Source organism: Rhizobium hidalgonense, from assembly GCF_005862185.2.
GTDB classification, from domain to species: Bacteria; Pseudomonadota; Alphaproteobacteria; order Rhizobiales; family Rhizobiaceae; genus Rhizobium; species Rhizobium hidalgonense.
Genome location: NZ_CP054027.1, coordinates 1914589 through 1932720 on the forward strand (window position 1 = coordinate 1914589; position 18132 = coordinate 1932720).

An 18132-nucleotide genomic window follows, 5' to 3' on the forward strand; every position below is an offset into this window, starting at 1 on the left:
GAGAGACGCGCATGACCGTGAACACCCGTGAGCGTTTTCACGCCGTCGCTGAGGAACTCGTTTACGAGCGCGACATCGCGCCGACGGCCGGAGCGGGCGCTGCGGCAATCAGCCTGACCGGGCTCGAAAAGAGCTTCGGCGCCAACCGCGTGCTCCGCGGCATCAACCTGCATATTCCAGCCGGCCAGTTCGTCGCCGTGATCGGCAAGAGCGGCTGCGGCAAGAGCACGCTGTTGCGCATCGTGATGGGCCTCGACGAGCCGAACGCCGGCGACCTGCGTTTCGAGGATGCCGACGGTGTTGAGGCCAGCCCGAATGCGCGCATCGTTTTCCAGGAGCCGCGGCTGCTGCCCTGGCTCAGCGTCGCCGACAATGTCGTGGTCGGCCTCGGCGACGGCATCGACAGGCGAAGCGCAATGAAGGCGGCCGAGGCCGTGCTTTCCGAGGTCCAGCTTGGCGAAAAGGCTGGCGAATGGCCGGCGCGGCTGTCCGGCGGGCAGCGGCAGCGGGTGGCGCTGGCGCGCGCGTTGGTGAGCCGTCCGGGCGTGCTGGCGCTCGATGAGCCGCTAGGCGCGCTCGATGCGCTGACGCGGATCAGCATGCAGGAACTCATCAACCGCGTCTGGCGTGAACTTGGCTTCACCGCCGTGCTCGTCACCCACGATGTCAGCGAGGCGGTGCATCTCGCGGACCGGGTCATCGTGCTCGACGAGGGACGGATCGCGCTCGATCTTTCCATTCCCTATCCGCATCCACGCCGGCACGGCCATCCCGGCCTGGCCGAGCTAGAAGGCCGCCTGCTTGCTGCAATCCTCGGTACCGACGGCGGGCATTGATCCAAGCCGTTGGTGGGCTTTGATCACAATCTTGCCCCTGCGACCATCGAGACGGAAACGCATCCATGCATAGCCAATGAGCTATGCTGACTTCAAGCAAGGACCTCTCGAGAGCGACGCACGTTCCTCGTTCGCCAATGCCTGTGCAAACTTGTCCTTTCACCATCCGTTCGCCGCTTGACGTACGTATACCTCTGTGGCTATACGTAGATCCATAGTCAATGGGGTATGAATACCGAATGTCCGACGCCCAAGACGCGCTTTTCAAAACACTCGCCGATCCGACGCGGCGGGCTTTGTTCGAGCGGTTGTGCCGGGAAGGGGAAAAGACGGTCGGGGCTTTGACGGCTCGGGCCGGGGTTTCTCAACCGGTTGTATCGAAACATCTCGGAATATTGAAGCAAGCCGGCTTGGTGCGCGATCGTCATGAGGGGCGGCAGACGCATTATAGTGCGCAGCTCGGCGCGCTTGCCCCGCTGATCGACTGGACGAGAGAGATGGCACACTTCTGGCAAAGCCGCTTCGACGACCTCGAAGATTTGCTGAAAAGGATGGATCAATGACTGATACCCCGACCGAAATGCGCTCCGTAGTCGTCGAGCGCGAGATCGCCTATCCCACGGAAAAGATCTGGCGCGCGCTTACCCAACCACACCTGATCGAGGAGTGGCTGATGAAGAACGACTTCAAGCCTGCGGTCGACCATCGCTTCAATTTCAGCGCCGACTGGGGCTCCGTCGAGTGCAAGGTCCTGGAGGTCGAGCCGAATAGGACACTGTCCTACACGTGGGGAGCGCATGGCCTCGATAGTGTCGTCACCTGGACACTCACCCCGACCAGCGAGGGCACGCATTTGCGAATGGAGCAGTCGGGCTTCCAGCCCGGTCAGCGGCTGGCTTACGGTGGCGCCAAGGCTGGGTGGCCGCGGTTCTTTGCAAATCTGGAGCAGGTGTTGGCGCGGATAGAGTGAGGCCGCCCGCGCCCGGACTGACTTTAACGGGAAGGTCCGATTGAACTTCAACAAAGGGTTGCGGCAGATCCACTGGCCGTCCCTTGCCTTTACCATGGCGGTCATTCTCAATATGATCGCGGTGCTATAGCAATTGGCCGTCTGGGCAGGCCTCTTGGCGCTGCTGCCGCTCGGCGTGCGCGACCGGTCTCTACCGAGGCGCTGCCCTATGCCGTCAGGTGCGGCGGGAGATAGGAGTGAAGGCAATGGCCGGCAAGACCTCCAAGACCGCAGCGACGGTCGGACAGAAGATAGCCGCCGAGCCGACCGCGGCAGAGCCGAAGCTTCTCTCGGGCGGCAATCCTCAAATCGCCAAGGGCTACGGCGAAGCTCCAGTGCAGGCCTATATCGCCGCGATGCCCGGATGGAAAAGCGACGTCGGGCGCCGCCTCGATGCACTGATCACGCGTGCCGTGCCCCATGTGTATAAGGCGGTCAAATGGAACTCGCCCTTCTACGGCATCGAAGGGCAGGGCTGGTTCCTCGGCATTCATTGCTTCACGAAATACGTTAAGGTGGCATTCTTCCGGGGTGCGTCGCTTCAGCCTCTGCCGCCCGGCCATTCCAAGCAGAAGGATGTCCGCTACCTCGACATCCGCGAGGCCGACAAAATCGATGAAGCCCAGCTTGCCGCCTGGGTGGAACAGGCGAGCCAACTGCCCGGCGAACGGATGCAATAACCAATAGCGCTCGAATGACGGGCGGGAGGAACCATGAAGAAAGCGACAGCTGCCACGAAGAAGAGCGATTCCGGGGAAGTAAACGGGGGAGCCTCCCCGTCTCAGCTGATCGACACGAGGATCAAGGAACTCGGCGATTGGCGCGGCGAGATGCTCGCCCGGGTCCGTGCGCTCATCAAGCAGGCCGAGCCGGAGGTAGTCGAGGAATGGAAATGGCGAGGGGTTCCGGTGTGGGAACGTTCCGGCATCATCTGCACCGGCGAGACCTACAAGAGCGCGGTGAAGCTGACCTTCGCCAAGGGCGCCTCATTGCAGGACCCTTCAGGTCTCTTCAATTCCAGCCTCGACGGCAACACGAGGCGCGCCATCGATTTCCATGAGGGCGATGAGATCGACGAGCAGGCGTTGAAGGCGCTTTTTCGCGCCGCCGCAGCGCTGAACACCACAGCAAAGGCTGTCGCCTCCCGGAAGAAAAGTGGCTGAGGCTAGATCTGTCTAATGGATCGCGCCCACCTCGCGGTCGAGAAAAAGTTCAAGATTGTCGAGGCCGATCTCGGTGCCCTGGAGCCGGGCGCCGTTGTCGGCGTAGCCGTCGAGAAAGACCACCTGCTCGGTGAAGACCATTCTGGTGCCGGCGGGTTCGGCTTCGAAGACGACGGTGGCAAGCGAGGTGGAGATACGGGTTTCGCCAAGTTTCATCTCATAGGCATAGATGATGCGGGCATCGGGCACGATATCGATGTAGTGGGCGTCATAGGCGTGCAGAAGCCCGTCGGTATCGGCGACGTGGTTCCGCTCTGTACCGCCGGGGCGGAAATCGAGCCTGTATTCCAGCGGCGTCCATTCGCCGTGGCAGGCGAACCATTGGCGCTTGGCCTCCGGTGTCGACCAGGCACGGAAGACACGGGCGACCGGCGCCTTCAGGCGGCGCTCGATGACGAGGGTGGCGTGTTCGGCGGATCGTGTCGTCATTCGGAAAAGGTCTCCGGTTCTTCGGCGAGATATTGATCCAGCCTGTCGAAGGTGGTGGTCCAGCGGCTCTTTCGCTGTTCCACCCAGCGTTCGACGGCGGCAAGCGCGTCCTGCTGCAGGCGGTAGGTTCGCACCCGGCCGGATTTCTCGGAGAGTACGAGGCCGCTTTCCTCCAACACCTGCAGATGTTTCATCACCGTCGGCAGGGCGACCGCAAGCGGCGCGGCCAGCTCGGTGACGGAAGCCGGGCCGCGGCCGAGGCGGTCGATCATGCCGCGACGGCTGCGGTCGGAAAGCGCGTGAAACATGCGGTCGAGACCCGCCTGGCCGTCGATCATCCCGCGGTATTCCGGAAGCGGCTGGGCAGCCTGTCATGGTAGGGATAGAATTTGAAATAGGGGCGGGCCTCTTCCAGCGCCCTTGCAAAGGATGGGCGAGCGAGAAGCCGGTCGTAATAGGCGCGAAGTTTTGGCTGCTCCTCCAAAAAGGGGACCAGAGTCTCGGCGTAGAAGAGGGCGGGGGCTGCGGCGCAATCGGCCATGGTGAAGGCCTCGCCCGAGATCCATGAGCTCTCGGAGAGCTGTTTTTCGATCATCGCATAGGCGGTGGCAAGCGTCGTCTTGCAGGCGGCCACCTCTGTCTCGTCCTCCTTACCCTCGGGGCGCCGGCGATTGCTGACGATGGTCTGCATCGGCGCCTGGACATAATGGTCGAAGAAGCGATCCCAGAGACGGACCTGCAGCGCTCGGTCGATTTCCAGCGGCAGCAGGGAAACGGGGCCGGGATAATAATGGTCGAGATATTCGATGATGATCGACGTCTCGGGAACCGTGCTGTCGCGTGCTTCGTCCCGCAGCAGCGGCATCTTGCCGACCGGCCAGAAACGGAAAAGATCGGCGCGCGAGGCTTCGTCGGAGAGATCGACGAGGCGGTTTTCGAAGGGCGTGCCATTTTCGTAAAGCGCGATCAGCACTTTGTGGCAGAAGGAGGCGAGCGGATGCCCATAGAACACGAGCGACATGCGGCGGCCTTTCCTATTTGGTGGAAAACTTTACCGACCGACTAAGTATCAGGTCGGAAAGCAATGCGCAACAGATAGTTCGCCAATCGTGTAACTATTGTATCAGCCGATGTATCTGGCGATCACCAGATGGCCGGGGGTCGGCTGGCCGTCTTCCATGCGCACGTTGATATCTGAGATCTCGACCAGTTCGAAACCGGTCGCCGCCAGCCGTTCCCTCACATAGGCGTCGGCATGGGCGAAGCGCTGGTGCGGACCGACCATATAGGCGCGGCCGGCGAGGGTCTCCTCCGGCAGCGTCTCCGAGGAGAAAATGAACAGGCCGCCGGGGGTCAGGTTCTCGGCGGCGCCGAAAAACAGCGGTTCCAGCGCGCCGAGATATGGCAGCACGTCGGTGGCAGTAATGATGTCGAAGGCTTCCTCATCATTGTCGTCTAGAAAATCCTCGACCTCGGCGACGAAGAGCGTCTCGTAAAGATCCTTTTCATGGGTGATCTCGACCATCTTTTCCGAAAGGTCGAGGCCGGTCATATCGTCGCAGAGGTCACGCAGCGCGCCGCCGGTGAGGCCCGTGCCGCAGCCGAGATCGAGCAGCCGCTTGAACGGCCCGAGCTTTAGCGCCTGCAGGCGCTGGCGCACCAGCATCGGCACGTGATAGCCGAGTTGCTCGACGAGCACGTCCTCGAAAACCTCGGCATGCTGGTCGAACAGGGTCTCGACATAGGCGTCGGGCGCCCTGACCGGGGTTTCGCCGCGGCCCATCGCGGCGATGCGCACGGCCGCACCGCCGTGATCGTCGGGGTCGATTGCCAGGACTTCCTCATAGGCTGCCACGGCCGCGTCGACATCTCCGGCCTTTTCCAGAGCGAGAGCGCGGTTATAGGCCTCGCCAAGGGCTTCTTCGTCGATCTTCTTTGCCATCGCACTTCACCGTTCTTTGTTTGAGAGCCATGGCTCTAAGGCCGCTTTCGATCTTTTGCAATGGCGTGGCAGTCGGCGCAGAATGGCCGAAAACAAGCCGACGGAGGAAAGCCATGAAATCGGAGCAAGACAGGGCGTTGTCGAGGGAAGGCGAGGCCGGGCGCACATTGCTGCCGCGTACGCCTGGTGAGATCACCAACTCGCTCAGCCATTATTACCGCGGCGAACTCGGGCGGATGACGAGCTGGCGCGACCGGATAGACCGGACGTCGAACTGGGCGATCACCGTGGTGGCGGCGCTGCTGTCGGTGTCACTGTCGACTCCGACCTCGCATCACGGTGTGCTGCTTTTCGGGATCATGCTGGTGACGCTGCTTCTGATGATAGAGGCGCGCCGCTACCGCTTCTTCGACATCTACCGCGCCCGCATTCGTCAGGTCGAGCGCTGCTATTTCGCCCAGATCATGGCGCCCGACGCCAATGCCGGCAGCGAATGGGCAACGGTTATCGCGGGCAGCCTGCGCAAGCCGCGTTTCCTGCTGAGCTATCACGAGGCGATGCACCGCCGTCTCAAGCGCAATTACGGTTGGATGTATCTGATCCTGCTGCTGGCCTGGTGCCTGAAGATCACAACTCCGAAACTGCAGACGGAGGGCATGCCGGCGCTGCAGGCGCAATCATGGACCTATGTCATCGACAATGCCGTGCTCGGGCCTATTCCCGGCCTCGTCGTCCTTGCCATCGTTGTCGCCTTCTATCTCGGCATGCTCGCCTTTGCCCTGCGCCCCGACCGCGACGAGGGCGAGTTCGGTCGAGGCGAGGCGCATGTCTGAGGTGGCGCGCGCCGCTCAGTGCAGGATGAACTCGCCTTTCAGCGCCCGCCACTCGGTCGCCGAGATCAGCTTGCGGTGGATGTAGCGAACCGAATGCAGCGGGCCATCGAGCTTTTCTTCCCAGAATTTCAGGAAGCCGCGCATTTCGGGGAAATCGGGGGCGAGGTCATATTCCTGCCAGACGTAGCTTTGCAGGATCGCCGGATGGTCCGGCAGGTGGTAGAGGATCTGGGCGGTGGTCAGGCCATAGCCCTGCAGTTGTTTTTCCATGTCCTTGTGCATCGTATTCCGCTTCTTCTCGTTCCCACTCGCGCGCTTATTAGCGCTACGTCATAGGGAAACATGCGAGTGGTTAACGAAAACTTTACAGATACTGCATGAAAGGACAATTGATTTTTAATATCAAGGGCTTGGCAGCACGATTCCGAGAGTGCTGCCAGCCCCGGTTTCTGGTTCATTATTCCAAAACCGCGACACAGTTTTGGGCGTCATGCATCAGCGCTTGAGATGCCGGGTCAGGCGGCGCTCGATCCACGCCCAGACATGGCGCAACGCCTCAACAATGGCGAGGTAGAAGATCGCCGCCCAGAGATAGGTCTGGTAGTCGAAGGTGCGGGAGAAGGCGTAGCGGGTTTCGCCCATCAGGTCGAGCACGGTGATGATGGCGACGACCGCCGAACCCTTGATCAAAAGGATGATCTCGTTGCCATAAGGGCGAAGTGCGACGATGAGAGCCTGCGGCAGGATGATTTTGCGGAAGGCGATGAATTTGTGGATGCCGAGTGCCGCGGCCGCCTCGCGCTGGCCGTGCGGAACGCTTTCGATCGCGCCGCGCAGGATTTCCGCTTGATAGGCCGCAGTATTGATGGTCATGGCGAAGATGCCGCAATACCAGGCGTCGCGGAAGAACCACCAGATGCCGACGGCCTCCAACTGCGGCCGAAACACGCCTAGGCCGTAATAGACCAGGAACAGCTGGGCAAGCAGCGGCGTGCCGCGGAAGAAATATATATAGCCATAGGCGAGCCAGTTCAGCACCCTGTTGTTCGACAGGCGCGCCATGGCGAGCGGCAGCGACAGGACGGCGCCGCAGATGACCGAGATGGAAACGAGGCCGAGCGTCACCCCGAGGCCATGCAGGTAACGCGGCCCGTAGCGGGTGAACTTCTCCAGATCCCAGCCATTGATGACGGTGTAGATCAGCAGCGCCGCAAACAGCGCCCAAATGGCCACGAAGATGTAGCCGGCAAGGCGTGCCGTCGTCATTGGCTTTGCCAGTGCACGGGGGGCTGGCTGGGGCGGGATCAATGTTTCAGCGTAGCTCATCGCCGGACCTCCGAACGCTTTGCCCAGCGGTCGACGTAGACGAGCAGGAAGGAGGAGAGGACGGCGAGCACCAGATAGAGGCAACAGGCCAGGCCGTAAAAGAAGAAGGGTTCCTTGGTCACGCGCACAGCGACGCTCGTCTGGCGTAGAATATCGGAAAGGCTGATGATCGAAACGTAGGAGGTGTCCTTCAGCAGCACCATCCAGAGGTTCGTCAGGCCCGGCAGCGCGATGCGCACGAGCTGCGGCAGGACGATCAAGCGCAGCGTCCGGCCGCGGTGCAGGCCGAGCGCGTATCCCGCCTCATATTGGCCATTGGGAATGGCGCGAAAGGCTGAGAGCAGCACTTCCGAACAGTAGGCGGAGAAGACCACCGACAGTGCGATGACGCCGGCGAGGAAGGCGTTGATCTCGACCGGCGGTCCGTCATAGCCGACGAAGGTCAGCAGAGACTGGATCAGCATCTGCATGCCGTAATAGATGATGAAGAGCGTCAGCAGCTCCGGCAGGCCACGGAAGATCGTGGTGTAGATGCCCGCCGCCAGCCGCAGCGGCTTTTCCTCCGACTGCTGGCCGAGCGCCACGAGAAAACCGATGATCAGGCCGATCGGCAAGGTGACGATCGCCACCGAAACGGTAATCTGCAGGCCGAGCGCGATCTCGTCACCCCAGCCGGTATCGCCGCACGCAAGAAGCGTCGACTGACCAAACCAGGTGAAGATACCGACGGGTCCGCATAGCGGATCGAAAATATGCACAAGTGAGCTCCAGAAGGAGCCGAGCGCGGAAAATAATCCGCCCATGCGTGAATTCCCCTCACGGCTTTTGCCGTTTTAATCTTGCCACCTTTGTCAAACAAAAATGGCGGAAGAGCAAGCCTTCCGCCATTCGCTTTCATCGGCAGATACCGATTTTCTTATTCGCCGTAAACGTCGAAATCGAAGTACTTGTCCTGGATCTTCTTGTACTCACCGCTGGCGCGGATCGCAGCGATGGCGGTGTTCAGCTTTTCCTTCAGCGGATCGCCTTTACGGATGGCGATACCGGCGCCGTTACCGTTGATTTCCTTGTCGACCGGCAGGGTCGTCAGGATCTTGCAGCAGGCGCCGGCGTCGGACTTGACCCACTCGGAAAGCACGACGACGTCGTCGATGACGGCATCGACACGGCCGCTGGAAACGTCGAGCTTGTATTCGTCAGCCGTCGGGTAAAGCTTCAACTCGGTGTCGGCGAGGTGCTTCTCGGCGTAGTTGGCATGGGTCGTCGAGGTCTGTGCGCCGATCACCTTGCCCTTGAGGCCGGCGACGTCGGTGATTTTGGAATCCTTCGGCACGGCGATGGCCGGAGGGGTGTTGTAGTACTTGTTGGAGAAGTCGACGAGCTTGAGGCGCTCCGGCGTGATCGACATGGAGGAAACGATCATGTCGAACTTCTTGGCGTTGAGCGCCGGAATGATGCCGTCCCAGTCGGTGCTGACGAAGGAGCATTCGGCCTTCATCTCGGCACAGAGCGCCTTGGTGATGTCGATGTCGAAGCCCTGGATCGTGCCGCTGGCATCGACGAACTCGAAGGGCGGATAGGTCGAATCGGTGCCGATCACATACTTTTCGCCATCGGCCATGGCCGAACCGGCGAAAAGGGACATCGCCGCGATCGAGGCTGCCGCGAAAATACGGGTGGAGATATGCATGAGGATCCTCTCTGTTGGTAGCCGTCGCTCTTTTTCTCGTGGGCTGACGGCCGCAGTTCAACGGTCCAAGACCGCCTTGCGGCGATAATCAGACTTTTTTTCATGGAATTGCAACACAAATCCCATCGCAATTGGGCGGTGCAAATAGCAGGCGAGATGAACGCCGGCAGACTGCAACATTCACGCGAGGTTAATCCGCGGCTTCCTAGAACCGGAACAAATCGGCGGCTCGGCGATTGCCATTTCGCCGTTTCGCCTCAATGCGACGCTAGGGGCGGAAGCAGGGCCTGTCGGCCTTCAGGAAGCTCAAACAGGATCGAGGATACCCGATGGGCATGAAATCAAGATTGTTCGCGAGTGCGGCTTTTCCGCTGCTTTCCCTTTCGCTGGCTCTGCAGCCGGCATCGGCGATGGCCGCCGCGCGCGGGGTGGCGACAGAGGCCGCAGCCGTTCGTCAGGTTGAACAGGGCAGCTTCGAGGTGGCGCAGGACGCGCCTCAGGATGCGCCTTCCGAGGAGGAGTTGCTGAAGAAAAAGAAGAAGCAGAAGGAAGAGGCGCCGGCCGAACAGGCGCCCGCTGCCGAGCAGCCGAAGGAGGCGCCCGCCGAAAAGCCGAAGGCCGAGCGCAAGGAGGCACCGGCGCCTGAACCCAAGGCAGAGCCAGAACCGCCAAAGGCTGAAGCGCCGAAGGAAGAGCCCGCGCCGAAGGCCGAAAGCAAGCCGGAGCGCAAGGCCAAGCAGGAAGCCCAGCCCGAGGCAAAGCCGGAGGCCGCGCCGCAGCAGGAGCAGCCTGTAACGCAGGAGAAGCCGAGGAAGCCGAAGAAGCAGGCCGAGCCGGAGGCGCAGCCGCAACCTGAACAGCAGCCCGCAGCAAAGGAAGCGCAGCCGGAGACGGACCAGGCGCAGCCGGAAGCCAAGCCGGAAGGCGGCAAGCGGGCCAAAGGGCAGGACAAGGCCCAGGGCAAGGATAAAGGCAAGGGCAAGGCCGAGACCGCTGCGCCCGAGGCCGTGACGCCTGCCGAGGAACAAGCCAAACCCGAAGTCAAACCGGAGGCAAAACCCGCCGCCGAGGCGCCGGCAGAGAAGAAGCCGGTAAAGGGTGAGGCCGCAGCGCCCGCAGATAAGCCGACCGAAGGCAAAGTGACCGAAGGCAAGGCGACTGAAGATAAGGCGACTGAAGGCAAGGCGGCGGCGCCTGCTGTCGCACCCGCCGAAAAGCCGAAGGACGGCACCGCGGCAAAGCCTGCCGGTGAACAGCCGGCAGCACCCGCGACTGACACCGCCCAGCCGCTGCCCGATGCCAGCGGCGGCCAACAGGCGGAGCAGGCCATTCCGGCGCCTGAGAAAGTATCGCCCGAGGAGCTGGAGCGCCGCAAGAAGATCGCCGCAGATCCAGCCAAGAGCAATGAGACCGTCGTGCTGCCGGTCGAGAACGGTGCGGCCGTGCTCGACAGCGACAAGGATGCCGACCGCAGCAAAGGCCGGGAAGGCCGTCGCGACCGCGACAAGCAGCGCGCCGACAGCCAGGACTTCAAGGTGCCGACCTCGGATGCCGAAGCGCAGGCCGCTACCGGTACCAAGGCGCCTGCGCCTGTCAAGCTCGAAGCGGTGACCAGCGAGAAGGGCACCAAGCTCGACGAGCGGCCGCGATTTGCCCGCCCTGACGGCGCTCGGTACAGCGACAGCCAAGACGACGGCCGCGTGATCATCCAGTACAACAATCAGGTGATCGTGCGCGGCGACGACGATAGGCGCTTCCTGCGCGACGGCGAGCGGCCGAGCTACGAAGAGCTGTCAGGCGATCGCTACCGCGAGACGATCACGCGACCTGAAGGCTACCGCATCGTCACCATCCGCAATCGCTATGGTGATATCATCCAGCGGTCGCGCGTCGATGCCCGCGGGCGCGAGCATGTGCTTTATTACTCGCAGGACCTCTATGAGGATCCGGACCGCGACTATTTCGAGGATCCGGGCGCCGACCTGCCGCCGATGCGGCTGCGCGTGCCGCTCAGCGATTACATCATCGACACTCGCAGTGACCCGGACCGGGACTATTACGAGTTCCTGAGCGAGCCGCCCGTCGAGCCGGTCGAGCGCGTCTATTCGCTGGATGAGGTGAAGTATTCCGCTCGTATCCGCGACAAGGTGCGCCGCATCGATCTCGACACGGTGACCTTTGCGACCGGCAGCGCCGATATCCCGATGACCCAGGCGCGCACCCTGCGCAAGGTCGCCGACGCGATCAGCCAGGTGCTGAAGAAGGATCCGAGCGAGACCTTCCTGATTGAGGGCCATACGGATGCCGTCGGCTCCGATCAGAGCAACCTGGTCCTCTCGGACCAGCGGGCCGAATCGGTCGCCAACGTGCTCTCCGACGTCTACGGCATCCCGCCGGAAAACCTGGCGACGCAGGGCTATGGCGAGCGCTACCTGAAGGTCAATACGGTGGGCCCCGAACAGGAAAACCGCCGCGTCACCATCCGGCGCGTCACCGCGCTGGTCCGCCCGGTCGCGGCCAACCAGTAGAGATGTTTTTGCCCCTCTCCACTTGTGGAGAGGGGCAATTGGCTTCGCCATCCGGCTGCCGCTATTTGCCGGCTTGTTTGGCTGCCTTTTCGATGGCGTCGGCGACCTTCTCCGGCTGGGATACGAACACGGCGTGGCTGGCCTTGATCTCGGTTACTTCGCTGCCGGCTCGTTTTGCCATGTCGCGCTCGAGTTCGGGGTTGATGGAGCGGTCGTTAGTGGCGACGATCGACCAGCTGCGTTTGGTGCGCCAGGCCGGTTGATTGATCTTGGCTGCGAAGGCCTGTTTTGAGACGAAGACCTGCGACCTAGCCATGAAATCGGCTTCAGCTTTGGGAAGATCGGCTGCGAAATCCGCGGCAAAGGCGCCCGGATCGAGATAGAGATATTTGCCGTCCTTCGTTTCCTTGATATCCATGTTGCCGGTGGGCTTCGAGCTGGCGAGGCTGAGCACGCTTTCGTCCTTGTCGGGCTGAAATGCCGCGACATAGACGAGGCCTGCGACATTCGGATCATTGCCGGCTTCGGTGATGACCATGCCGCCATAACTGTGTCCGACGAGCAGGATCGGTCCGTCCTGAAGGTCGAGAACCCGCTTCGTCGCCGCGACATCCTCATCGAGCGAGGTGAGGGGCTCCTGGACGATGGTGACGTTGAAGCCGCGCTTTTCGAGGATCTCCGTCGCCTTGCGCCATCCCGAGCCGTCTGCCAGCGCGCCGTGGACGATCACGATGTTCTTGACTGCGGCAGCCTCGGCTGCAAACGCGATTGAGGTGGTGGCAAAGGCCAGGGCTGCGGTGAAAAGAAGACGTCTGTTCATAGTGTCATTCCTTTGGGTCGATGTTGGGGATCGGGATAGTGCCGGGTTCAGGCTCAGCCGAATGTGAAGGCGTAGGCTTGGACGCCGGAATCTAAAAAGCGGATTTCGAAGTTGCGGGCGGTGACGGTGCCGGACTGGCGCACGAGCTGGTAAAGCCTGGTCGCGGTCACCGTGCCGTTGCCGTCGGCATCGATGTCGGAGCCGTGGTCTGGGCCTGGCGCCTTGCCGTCGATCTTCACCTGGAAGCGGATTGCTTTGCCGTCGGCGCCGGGCCCAAGAACGAGATGTAGGTCGCGGGCGCTGAATCGGTAGGTGATGCCACCGCCGGCCTGATCGAGCATCGCCTGATCCTTGCCGACAGTCCAGGTTCCGGCCAGACCCCATCCGTTGAGGCCCGGTTCGGTGATCGAATAGGTGTGCGGCGTATCGGCTTGCAGCCCTTCGGGTGAGGCGAAATTCGCCGCCTGTTCGTAGCCGAGATAGGTCTCGCCGGAGCGGATGTTGGAGAGGTCGGGACCTGCTTCAATACCCTTCGCGTCGGGCACGACCGGCGTGCTTGCCGTCGTCTGGCTGCCGGCCTCGCGCAGCAGGTCCTGGATGGCCTTCTCGGTCCTGCCATAGTTGCCTTCGCCGAAATGGTGGTAGCGGATCTGGCCCTCGGCATCGATCAGATAGGCGGCCGGCCAATAGCTGTTTTCGAAGGCGCGCCAGATTTTGTAATCATTGTCGATCGCGACGGGATAGCCGATCTGGAAGTCACCGACCGCATTCCTGACGTTGTCGACCTTTTTCTCGAAGGCAAATTCGGGGGCGTGGACGCCGATCACCACAAGGCCCTGATCCGCATATTTTTCTGCCCAGGCTTTGACATAGGGGATGGTGCGAATGCAATTGATGCAGGAATAGGTCCAGAAATCGACCAGCACCACTTTGCCGCGCAGCTGCTCGGTGGTCAGAGGCTTGGAGTTCAGCCATTCCACCGCGCCGTCGAGCGAAGGTGCATAGCCTTCAACAGGCAGCTCGCTGCGGAAGGGCTGCTTTTCATCGGCAGGGGTCATCACCTCGTTGCTCGCCACTTCGGGGGACGGGCCGCCCAGCGGCTTTGCATGCAGCCTGTCGAGCACGGCCTGTTCCAGCGATGCGGTGCTGGCGTAGGAAAGCCGGGACAGCAGGGTGGTGTCGAGACCGAGCGCGATGACGGCGACGCCGGCCAGCACGGCCGCACCGAGGACCTGGCGAATCCGGTCGCCAAGGCCGAGGGAACGCTTCATGGCGGCGAATATCCTGCCGCCGACAAGTAGGGCGACGGCAAGCGAACTGGCGGCGCCGGCGGCATAGGCTGCGAGCAGGAAGGTGGTCTGCAGGTTGGCGCCCTGCAGGGCGGCGCCGGTCAGAACGAGGCCGAGGATCGGCCCGGCGCAGGGCGCCCAGAGCAATCCGGTGGCGACGCCGAGAAGAAGTCCGCTTTTCACCGTCGCGGTGCCGCGTCCACCACCCGAGGCGTTCAGCAGATTGTTTCCGAGCTCGACGACCGGCCGGGCAAGGATGGTGGCAAAACGCGGCGAAAGCAGGCTGACGCCAAAAAGACCGAGCATGACGATCGCGGCGAGGCGGCCATATTCATTGGCGCGGATCGCCCAGCTGCCGCCGACCGCCGCAAGGGTGGCGACGAGGGCGAAGGTGGCGGCCATGCCGGTGAGCATTGGCATCGTGCTCCTGACGAAGGGCTGTCCGGCACGGGCAAAGACGAACGGGAGGATGGGGAGGATGCAGGGGCTGAGGATGGTCAGCGCGCCTCCGAGATAGGCAATGATCAGCAATGTCATCATCGTTTCCTTTGAAACCGATTGATCGGGCTCTGGACGGCGATGGGCCTGAACCAGCAACGGCGGGGATATGGCCGGGTGGACGTATCGCCGATGTGTCCGGTTTTAGGGGGAAATGTACCGAACTATTGCGGCTGGGCGCCGGCGATACAAAGCGATACAAACTGCCGGCCTGACGGGCTGCGGCAGAACGGCGGCGGCCGGCGCGATTGTATCAGACTGTATCCCGGCGGCCGGAAGCTACATCCGCATTCAAAACCGATGGCTCATGACATATCGCTGATACAAGCGGAACGTCTTTAGAGCGGGTGATTCATTCGATAGGAGAGACCGATGTCAGAGCAAATCAACCATCACCGCCGCCGCTTCTTCGGAATGACGGCCATCGCCCTTGCGGCCGTCGAATTCGGCGTTGCCGGCACGGCGGCTGCCCAGTCGGCGCTGCCTGATGTGAAGGCCGGAACCAACACGTCGTTCGAGGCGCTGAAGCAGGTGAATGCCGGGGTGCTCGATATCGGTTATGCCGAGGCGGGCAAGGCGGATGGCCCTGTGGTATTGCTGCTGCATGGCTGGCCCTATGACATCTATAGTTTCGTCGATGTCGCGCCGCTGCTTGCCTCGGCGGGCTACAGGGTGATCGTGCCTTATCTGCGCGGTTACGGGACGACCCGGTTTCTGGACCAAGCAACAGCGCGCAATGGTCAGCCGTCGGCGATCGCTGCCGATATGATCGCGCTGCTCGATGCGCTCGATATCGAGAAGGCGGTGGTTGCCGGCTACGACTGGGGCGGGCGGACTGCCAACATTATGGCGGCATTGTGGCCCGAGCGCTGCAAGGCGATGGTCTCGGTGAGCGGCTACCTGATCGGCAGCCAGGAGGCCAACCTGAAGCCGCTGCCGCCGAAGGCTGAACTTGCCTGGTGGTATCAATTCTATTTTGCAACCGAACGTGGGCGGTTGGGTTATCAGAGCAACACTCATGATTTTGCAAAGCTGATCTGGCAGACGGCGTCGCCGAAGTGGAATTTCGACAATGCGACGTTCGACAGATCGGCCGCCGCCTTCGACAATCCCGACCATGTCGAAATCGTCATTCACAATTACCGCTGGCGCCTGGGGCTGGTCGAAGGCGAGGCCAAATACGATGCCTATGAGGCGACGCTTGCCGCATTGCCGATGATTTCGGTGCCCACGATCACCATGGAAGGCGATGCAAACGGTGCGCCGCATCCCGAGCCCTCCGCCTATGCCGGAAAGTTTTCGGGCAGATACGAGCATCGCACGATCGGCGGCGGCATCGGCCACAACCTGCCGCAGGAGGCACCGCAGGCCTTCGCGCAGGCGGTCATCGACGTCGACCGCTTCTGATCGACGAGGCCGGCCGCAGAGCTTCGTTGCTCCGGCCGGCCGAATATGCGTAGGTCGGGGCCGCTTCTATCGGTAAGGAACACGGACATATGGATCATGTCGATCACATCCTGGTCGTCGATGACGATCGCGAAATCCGCGAACTTGTTTCGGGCTATCTGCAGAAGAATGGCCTGAGGACCAGCGTTGCCGCGGACGGGCGCCAGATGCGCAGCTTTCTCGACGCCAATGCCGTCGACCTGATCGTGCTCGACGTGATGATGCCCGGCGACGACGGGCTGGTGTTGTGCCGCGAGCTGCGCTCCGGCCGGCATAAGGCGATCCCGATCCTCATGCTGACAGCCCGCACCGACGAGATGGACCGGATACTCGGATTGGAGATGGGCGCCGACGACTATCTCGCCAAGCCCTTTGCCGCGCGCGAGCTGCTCGCCCGCATCAAGGCGGTGCTGCGTCGCACGCGCATGCTGCCGCCCAACCTGCAGATCAGCGAGGCGGGGCAACTGCTGAGCTTCGGCGATTGGCGGCTCGATACGGTCGCCCGGCATCTTCTCGACAAGGAGGGGACCGCGATTGCGCTTAGCGGCGCCGAATACCGCCTGCTTCGGGTCTTCATCGATCACCCGCAGCGGGTGCTCAATCGCGATCAGCTGCTGAGCCTGACGCAGGGCCGCGACGCCGATCTGTTCGATCGTTCGATCGATCTCCTGGTCAGCCGCTTGCGCCAGCGACTGGGGGACGATGCACGCGAACCGACCTACATCAAGACCGTGCGCAGCGAAGGCTATGTCTTTTCCGTTCCGGTCGAAATCACGGAGCTGCGTCAATGAGGGCGACGATCCCCCTGTTTTCGAGCCTGGCGTGGCCGAGGACGTTGCGGTCGCGGATCTTCCTCATCCTGCTGATCGGTCTCGCCTTTGCCTATGGGCTGTCCTTCAGCGTGCTCTATATGGAGCGCACTATGTCGGCCAAGGCCGTGATGCTCGGCACGCTGGAGAATGACGTCGCAACGTCGATTGCCGTTCTCGACCGGCTTCCGGCAAGTGAGCGCGGGGCACTGCTGGATTGGCTGAGCCGCGGCAATTACCGCTTCGAACTCGGACCTGGCTTGGCCGGTGTGCCTGACGGCTCCAGCAAGGCAAGGGAGATCGCAGGAAAGATAGAGGCGGCAGCCGGCCACCGCTTTCCGATCAGCATCGAACGGATTCCGGATGAGGTGAACCGATTGCAGGCGCATCTGACGCTGAGCGACGGAAGCCCGCTGACGATCGACGTCACGCCGAAGGGCGTCATGCCGATCGCGGCATGGCTGCCCTATGTCTTCGTCATCCAGATGCTGCTTCTCATCCTCTGCACCTGGTTTGCTGTTCGCCAAGTGATCCGGCCGCTCGGCGCGCTTGCCGCCGCCGCCGATGGGCTCGACCCCAACAAGGATGGTCCAGCCTTGAGCGAGGCGGGTCCGAGTGAGGTCGCGCATGCGGCTAGGGCATTCAATGCGATGCGGGAGAGGATCGCCCATTACCTCGAAGAGCGGGTGCAGATCCTGGCGGCCATCTCGCACGACCTGCAGACGCCGATCACCCGCATGCGGCTGCGCGCCGATATGGCGGAGGATTCGCCCGAGAGGGACAAGCTGGTGCATGATCTCAGCGAGATCCAGCGCCTCGTCCAGGACGGCATAGCCTATGCCCGCAGCGCGCATGGCAGCGGCGAGAACAATGCCCGCATCGATCTCGCCTCGTTTATCGACAGCATAGCCTACGACTATCAGGACACCGGGAAGGCGGTGACGGTGGTCGGGCTGGTTCAGGGCGCCGCTCTGACCAAGCCGCATGCGCTTCGCCGCATCCTGTCAAACTTCATCGACAATGCATTGAAATTTGCGGGCGCTGCCGAAATCAGCGTCGAACACAACGCGGAAAACGATGTCGTCATCACCGTGATGGACCGGGGGCCCGGAATTCCAGACGACATGCTGGAAGCCGCCATGCAGCCGTTCTTCCGGCTGGAGCAATCCCGCAACCGGGAGACCGGCGGCACGGGCCTCGGTCTTGCGATCGCCCAGCAGTTGACCGCCAAGATCGGCGGAACGCTCCGGCTCTACAACCGCGCCGGCGGCGGGCTGGCCGCAGAAGTCACCCTTCGGTGATGATGGGATCGTCGGAATTTTTGCGGCCGTTTTGTATGGGAAAATGTCCGGGATACCGGATGCTACGTTTTGTGACACTTCGGCTTATTTCAGAAACATGCCGGATATATCGGTCGGTCAAACCACACTCCGTCAACCCAGTCGCCTGAGGCG

The 18132-nt window shown here is 62.1% G+C and carries 20 protein-coding genes; 10 read left to right on the forward strand and 10 right to left on the reverse strand.

The window, feature by feature from the left end:
• The first annotated feature begins 11 nt into the window (after positions 1–11).
• The 5 genes from FFM81_RS09100 (at position 12) to FFM81_RS09120 (ending at position 3008) form a co-directional block, all read left to right on the forward strand.
• Positions 12–836, forward strand: a complete 825-nt coding sequence (locus FFM81_RS09100) for an ATP-binding cassette domain-containing protein (RefSeq protein WP_128399787.1) — start codon at positions 12–14, stop codon at positions 834–836.
• A gap of 239 nt (positions 837–1075) precedes the next feature.
• Complete coding sequence (locus FFM81_RS09105; protein WP_003569176.1) at positions 1076–1399, forward strand: ArsR/SmtB family transcription factor; 324 nt, start codon at positions 1076–1078, stop codon at positions 1397–1399.
• Complete coding sequence (locus FFM81_RS09110) at positions 1396–1806, forward strand: SRPBCC family protein (RefSeq protein ID WP_138384183.1); 411 nt, start codon at positions 1396–1398, stop codon at positions 1804–1806. The genes FFM81_RS09105 and FFM81_RS09110 overlap by 4 nt, the downstream gene beginning before the upstream one ends.
• Positions 1807–2051: 245 nt before the next feature.
• Positions 2052–2525: a DUF1801 domain-containing protein gene (locus FFM81_RS09115; protein WP_138384184.1), complete on the forward strand. Its 474-nt coding sequence runs from the start codon at positions 2052–2054 to the stop codon at positions 2523–2525.
• Positions 2526–2558: 33 nt separating this feature from the next.
• On the forward strand, positions 2559–3008 hold the full coding sequence (locus tag FFM81_RS09120; RefSeq protein WP_003569170.1) for a DUF1801 domain-containing protein: 450 nt from the start codon (positions 2559–2561) through the stop codon (positions 3006–3008).
• 12 nt (positions 3009–3020) lie between these two features.
• On the opposite strand, the gene FFM81_RS09125 is transcribed toward FFM81_RS09120, so the two are convergent.
• The 4 genes from FFM81_RS09125 to FFM81_RS09140 form a co-directional block, all read right to left on the reverse strand.
• Positions 3021–3497 carry an SRPBCC family protein gene (locus tag FFM81_RS09125; RefSeq protein WP_003569167.1) on the reverse strand — a complete coding sequence of 159 codons (477 nt, stop codon included), beginning with the start codon at positions 3495–3497 and terminating at the stop codon, positions 3021–3023.
• The gene (locus FFM81_RS09130) at positions 3494–3835 is read right to left on the reverse strand and encodes an ArsR/SmtB family transcription factor (RefSeq protein WP_003569165.1); all 342 of its coding nucleotides are present in this window, start codon (positions 3833–3835) and stop codon (positions 3494–3496) included. The genes FFM81_RS09125 and FFM81_RS09130 overlap by 4 nt, the downstream gene beginning before the upstream one ends.
• Positions 3832–4518, reverse strand: coding sequence for a glutathione S-transferase family protein (locus tag FFM81_RS09135; RefSeq protein ID WP_003569163.1), 687 nt, complete (start codon positions 4516–4518; stop codon positions 3832–3834). The genes FFM81_RS09130 and FFM81_RS09135 overlap by 4 nt, the downstream gene beginning before the upstream one ends.
• 102 nt (positions 4519–4620) lie before the next feature.
• Entirely contained in the window at positions 4621–5439 is an 819-nt protein-coding gene (locus tag FFM81_RS09140; protein ID WP_138384186.1) for a class I SAM-dependent DNA methyltransferase, read from the reverse strand.
• 113 nt (positions 5440–5552) lie between these two features.
• Between FFM81_RS09140 and FFM81_RS09145 the strand changes: the two genes are divergently transcribed.
• Positions 5553–6272 (forward strand): DUF2270 domain-containing protein, encoded by a 720-nt coding sequence (locus FFM81_RS09145; protein ID WP_138384187.1) that lies wholly within the window; start codon positions 5553–5555, stop codon positions 6270–6272.
• A 15-nt stretch (positions 6273–6287) separates the two neighbouring features.
• On the opposite strand, the gene FFM81_RS09150 is transcribed toward FFM81_RS09145, so the two are convergent.
• The 4 genes from FFM81_RS09150 to FFM81_RS09165 form a co-directional block, all read right to left on the reverse strand.
• The gene (locus FFM81_RS09150) at positions 6288–6554 is read right to left on the reverse strand and encodes an usg protein (protein ID WP_003569157.1); all 267 of its coding nucleotides are present in this window, start codon (positions 6552–6554) and stop codon (positions 6288–6290) included.
• A gap of 213 nt (positions 6555–6767) precedes the next feature.
• Positions 6768–7598, reverse strand: coding sequence for an ABC transporter permease (locus FFM81_RS09155; RefSeq protein WP_003569155.1), 831 nt, complete (start codon positions 7596–7598; stop codon positions 6768–6770).
• Positions 7595–8401 (reverse strand): ABC transporter permease, encoded by an 807-nt coding sequence (locus FFM81_RS09160; RefSeq protein WP_003569153.1) that lies wholly within the window; start codon positions 8399–8401, stop codon positions 7595–7597. Before FFM81_RS09160 ends, FFM81_RS09155 begins: the two co-directional genes overlap by 4 nt.
• A 113-nt stretch (positions 8402–8514) precedes the next feature.
• The gene (locus tag FFM81_RS09165; RefSeq protein ID WP_003569151.1) at positions 8515–9288 is read right to left on the reverse strand and encodes a transporter substrate-binding domain-containing protein; all 774 of its coding nucleotides are present in this window, start codon (positions 9286–9288) and stop codon (positions 8515–8517) included.
• 329 nt (positions 9289–9617) lie between these two features.
• Here FFM81_RS09165 and FFM81_RS09170 point away from each other — a divergent pair, with 329 nt between their 5' ends.
• Positions 9618–11816, forward strand: coding sequence for an OmpA family protein (locus FFM81_RS09170; protein ID WP_003569149.1), 2199 nt, complete (start codon positions 9618–9620; stop codon positions 11814–11816).
• 61 nt (positions 11817–11877) lie between these two features.
• On the opposite strand, the gene FFM81_RS09175 is transcribed toward FFM81_RS09170, so the two are convergent.
• Positions 11878–12636: an alpha/beta fold hydrolase gene (locus tag FFM81_RS09175; protein ID WP_138384188.1), complete on the reverse strand. Its 759-nt coding sequence runs from the start codon at positions 12634–12636 to the stop codon at positions 11878–11880.
• A 53-nt stretch (positions 12637–12689) separates the two neighbouring features.
• Positions 12690–14462 (reverse strand): cytochrome c biogenesis protein DipZ, encoded by a 1773-nt coding sequence (locus FFM81_RS09180; protein ID WP_138384189.1) that lies wholly within the window; start codon positions 14460–14462, stop codon positions 12690–12692.
• 333 nt (positions 14463–14795) lie between these two features.
• On the opposite strand from FFM81_RS09180, the gene FFM81_RS09185 reads away from it, so the two are divergent.
• The 3 genes from FFM81_RS09185 (at position 14796) to FFM81_RS09195 (ending at position 17979) form a co-directional block, all read left to right on the forward strand.
• Positions 14796–15830 (forward strand): alpha/beta fold hydrolase, encoded by a 1035-nt coding sequence (locus tag FFM81_RS09185; protein WP_138384190.1) that lies wholly within the window; start codon positions 14796–14798, stop codon positions 15828–15830.
• Between the two features lie 89 nt (positions 15831–15919).
• Positions 15920–16660 carry a response regulator gene (locus tag FFM81_RS09190; RefSeq protein ID WP_025416361.1) on the forward strand — a complete coding sequence of 247 codons (741 nt, stop codon included), beginning with the start codon at positions 15920–15922 and terminating at the stop codon, positions 16658–16660.
• Positions 16657–17979, forward strand: a complete 1323-nt coding sequence (locus FFM81_RS09195; RefSeq protein ID WP_138384191.1) for an ATP-binding protein — start codon at positions 16657–16659, stop codon at positions 17977–17979. Before FFM81_RS09190 ends, FFM81_RS09195 begins: the two co-directional genes overlap by 4 nt.
• Positions 17980–18132 lie beyond the last annotated feature (153 nt).

Bases quoted from the DNA above. Each gene is read 5' to 3' on its own strand.
- FFM81_RS09100 (WP_128399787.1), top strand. From the start codon at position 12: ATGACCGTGAACACCCGTGAGCGTTTTCACGCCGTCGCTGAGGAACTC.
- FFM81_RS09105 (WP_003569176.1), top strand. From the start codon at position 1,076: ATGTCCGACGCCCAAGACGCGCTTTTCAAAACACTCGCCGATCCGACG.
- FFM81_RS09110 (WP_138384183.1), top strand. From the start codon at position 1,396: ATGACTGATACCCCGACCGAAATGCGCTCCGTAGTCGTCGAGCGCGAG.
- FFM81_RS09115 (WP_138384184.1), top strand. From the start codon at position 2,052: ATGGCCGGCAAGACCTCCAAGACCGCAGCGACGGTCGGACAGAAGATA.
- FFM81_RS09120 (WP_003569170.1), top strand. From the start codon at position 2,559: ATGAAGAAAGCGACAGCTGCCACGAAGAAGAGCGATTCCGGGGAAGTA.
- FFM81_RS09125 (WP_003569167.1), bottom strand. From the start codon at position 3,497: ATGACGACACGATCCGCCGAACACGCCACCCTCGTCATCGAGCGCCGC.
- FFM81_RS09130 (WP_003569165.1), bottom strand. From the start codon at position 3,835: ATGATCGACGGCCAGGCGGGTCTCGACCGCATGTTTCACGCGCTTTCC.
- FFM81_RS09135 (WP_003569163.1), bottom strand. From the start codon at position 4,518: ATGTCGCTCGTGTTCTATGGGCATCCGCTCGCCTCCTTCTGCCACAAA.
- FFM81_RS09140 (WP_138384186.1), bottom strand. From the start codon at position 5,439: ATGGCAAAGAAGATCGACGAAGAAGCCCTTGGCGAGGCCTATAACCGC.
- FFM81_RS09145 (WP_138384187.1), top strand. From the start codon at position 5,553: ATGAAATCGGAGCAAGACAGGGCGTTGTCGAGGGAAGGCGAGGCCGGG.
- FFM81_RS09150 (WP_003569157.1), bottom strand. From the start codon at position 6,554: ATGCACAAGGACATGGAAAAACAACTGCAGGGCTATGGCCTGACCACC.
- FFM81_RS09155 (WP_003569155.1), bottom strand. From the start codon at position 7,598: ATGAGCTACGCTGAAACATTGATCCCGCCCCAGCCAGCCCCCCGTGCA.
- FFM81_RS09160 (WP_003569153.1), bottom strand. From the start codon at position 8,401: ATGGGCGGATTATTTTCCGCGCTCGGCTCCTTCTGGAGCTCACTTGTG.
- FFM81_RS09165 (WP_003569151.1), bottom strand. From the start codon at position 9,288: ATGCATATCTCCACCCGTATTTTCGCGGCAGCCTCGATCGCGGCGATG.
- FFM81_RS09170 (WP_003569149.1), top strand. From the start codon at position 9,618: ATGGGCATGAAATCAAGATTGTTCGCGAGTGCGGCTTTTCCGCTGCTT.
- FFM81_RS09175 (WP_138384188.1), bottom strand. From the start codon at position 12,636: ATGAACAGACGTCTTCTTTTCACCGCAGCCCTGGCCTTTGCCACCACC.
- FFM81_RS09180 (WP_138384189.1), bottom strand. From the start codon at position 14,462: ATGACATTGCTGATCATTGCCTATCTCGGAGGCGCGCTGACCATCCTC.
- FFM81_RS09185 (WP_138384190.1), top strand. From the start codon at position 14,796: ATGTCAGAGCAAATCAACCATCACCGCCGCCGCTTCTTCGGAATGACG.
- FFM81_RS09190 (WP_025416361.1), top strand. From the start codon at position 15,920: ATGGATCATGTCGATCACATCCTGGTCGTCGATGACGATCGCGAAATC.
- FFM81_RS09195 (WP_138384191.1), top strand. From the start codon at position 16,657: ATGAGGGCGACGATCCCCCTGTTTTCGAGCCTGGCGTGGCCGAGGACG.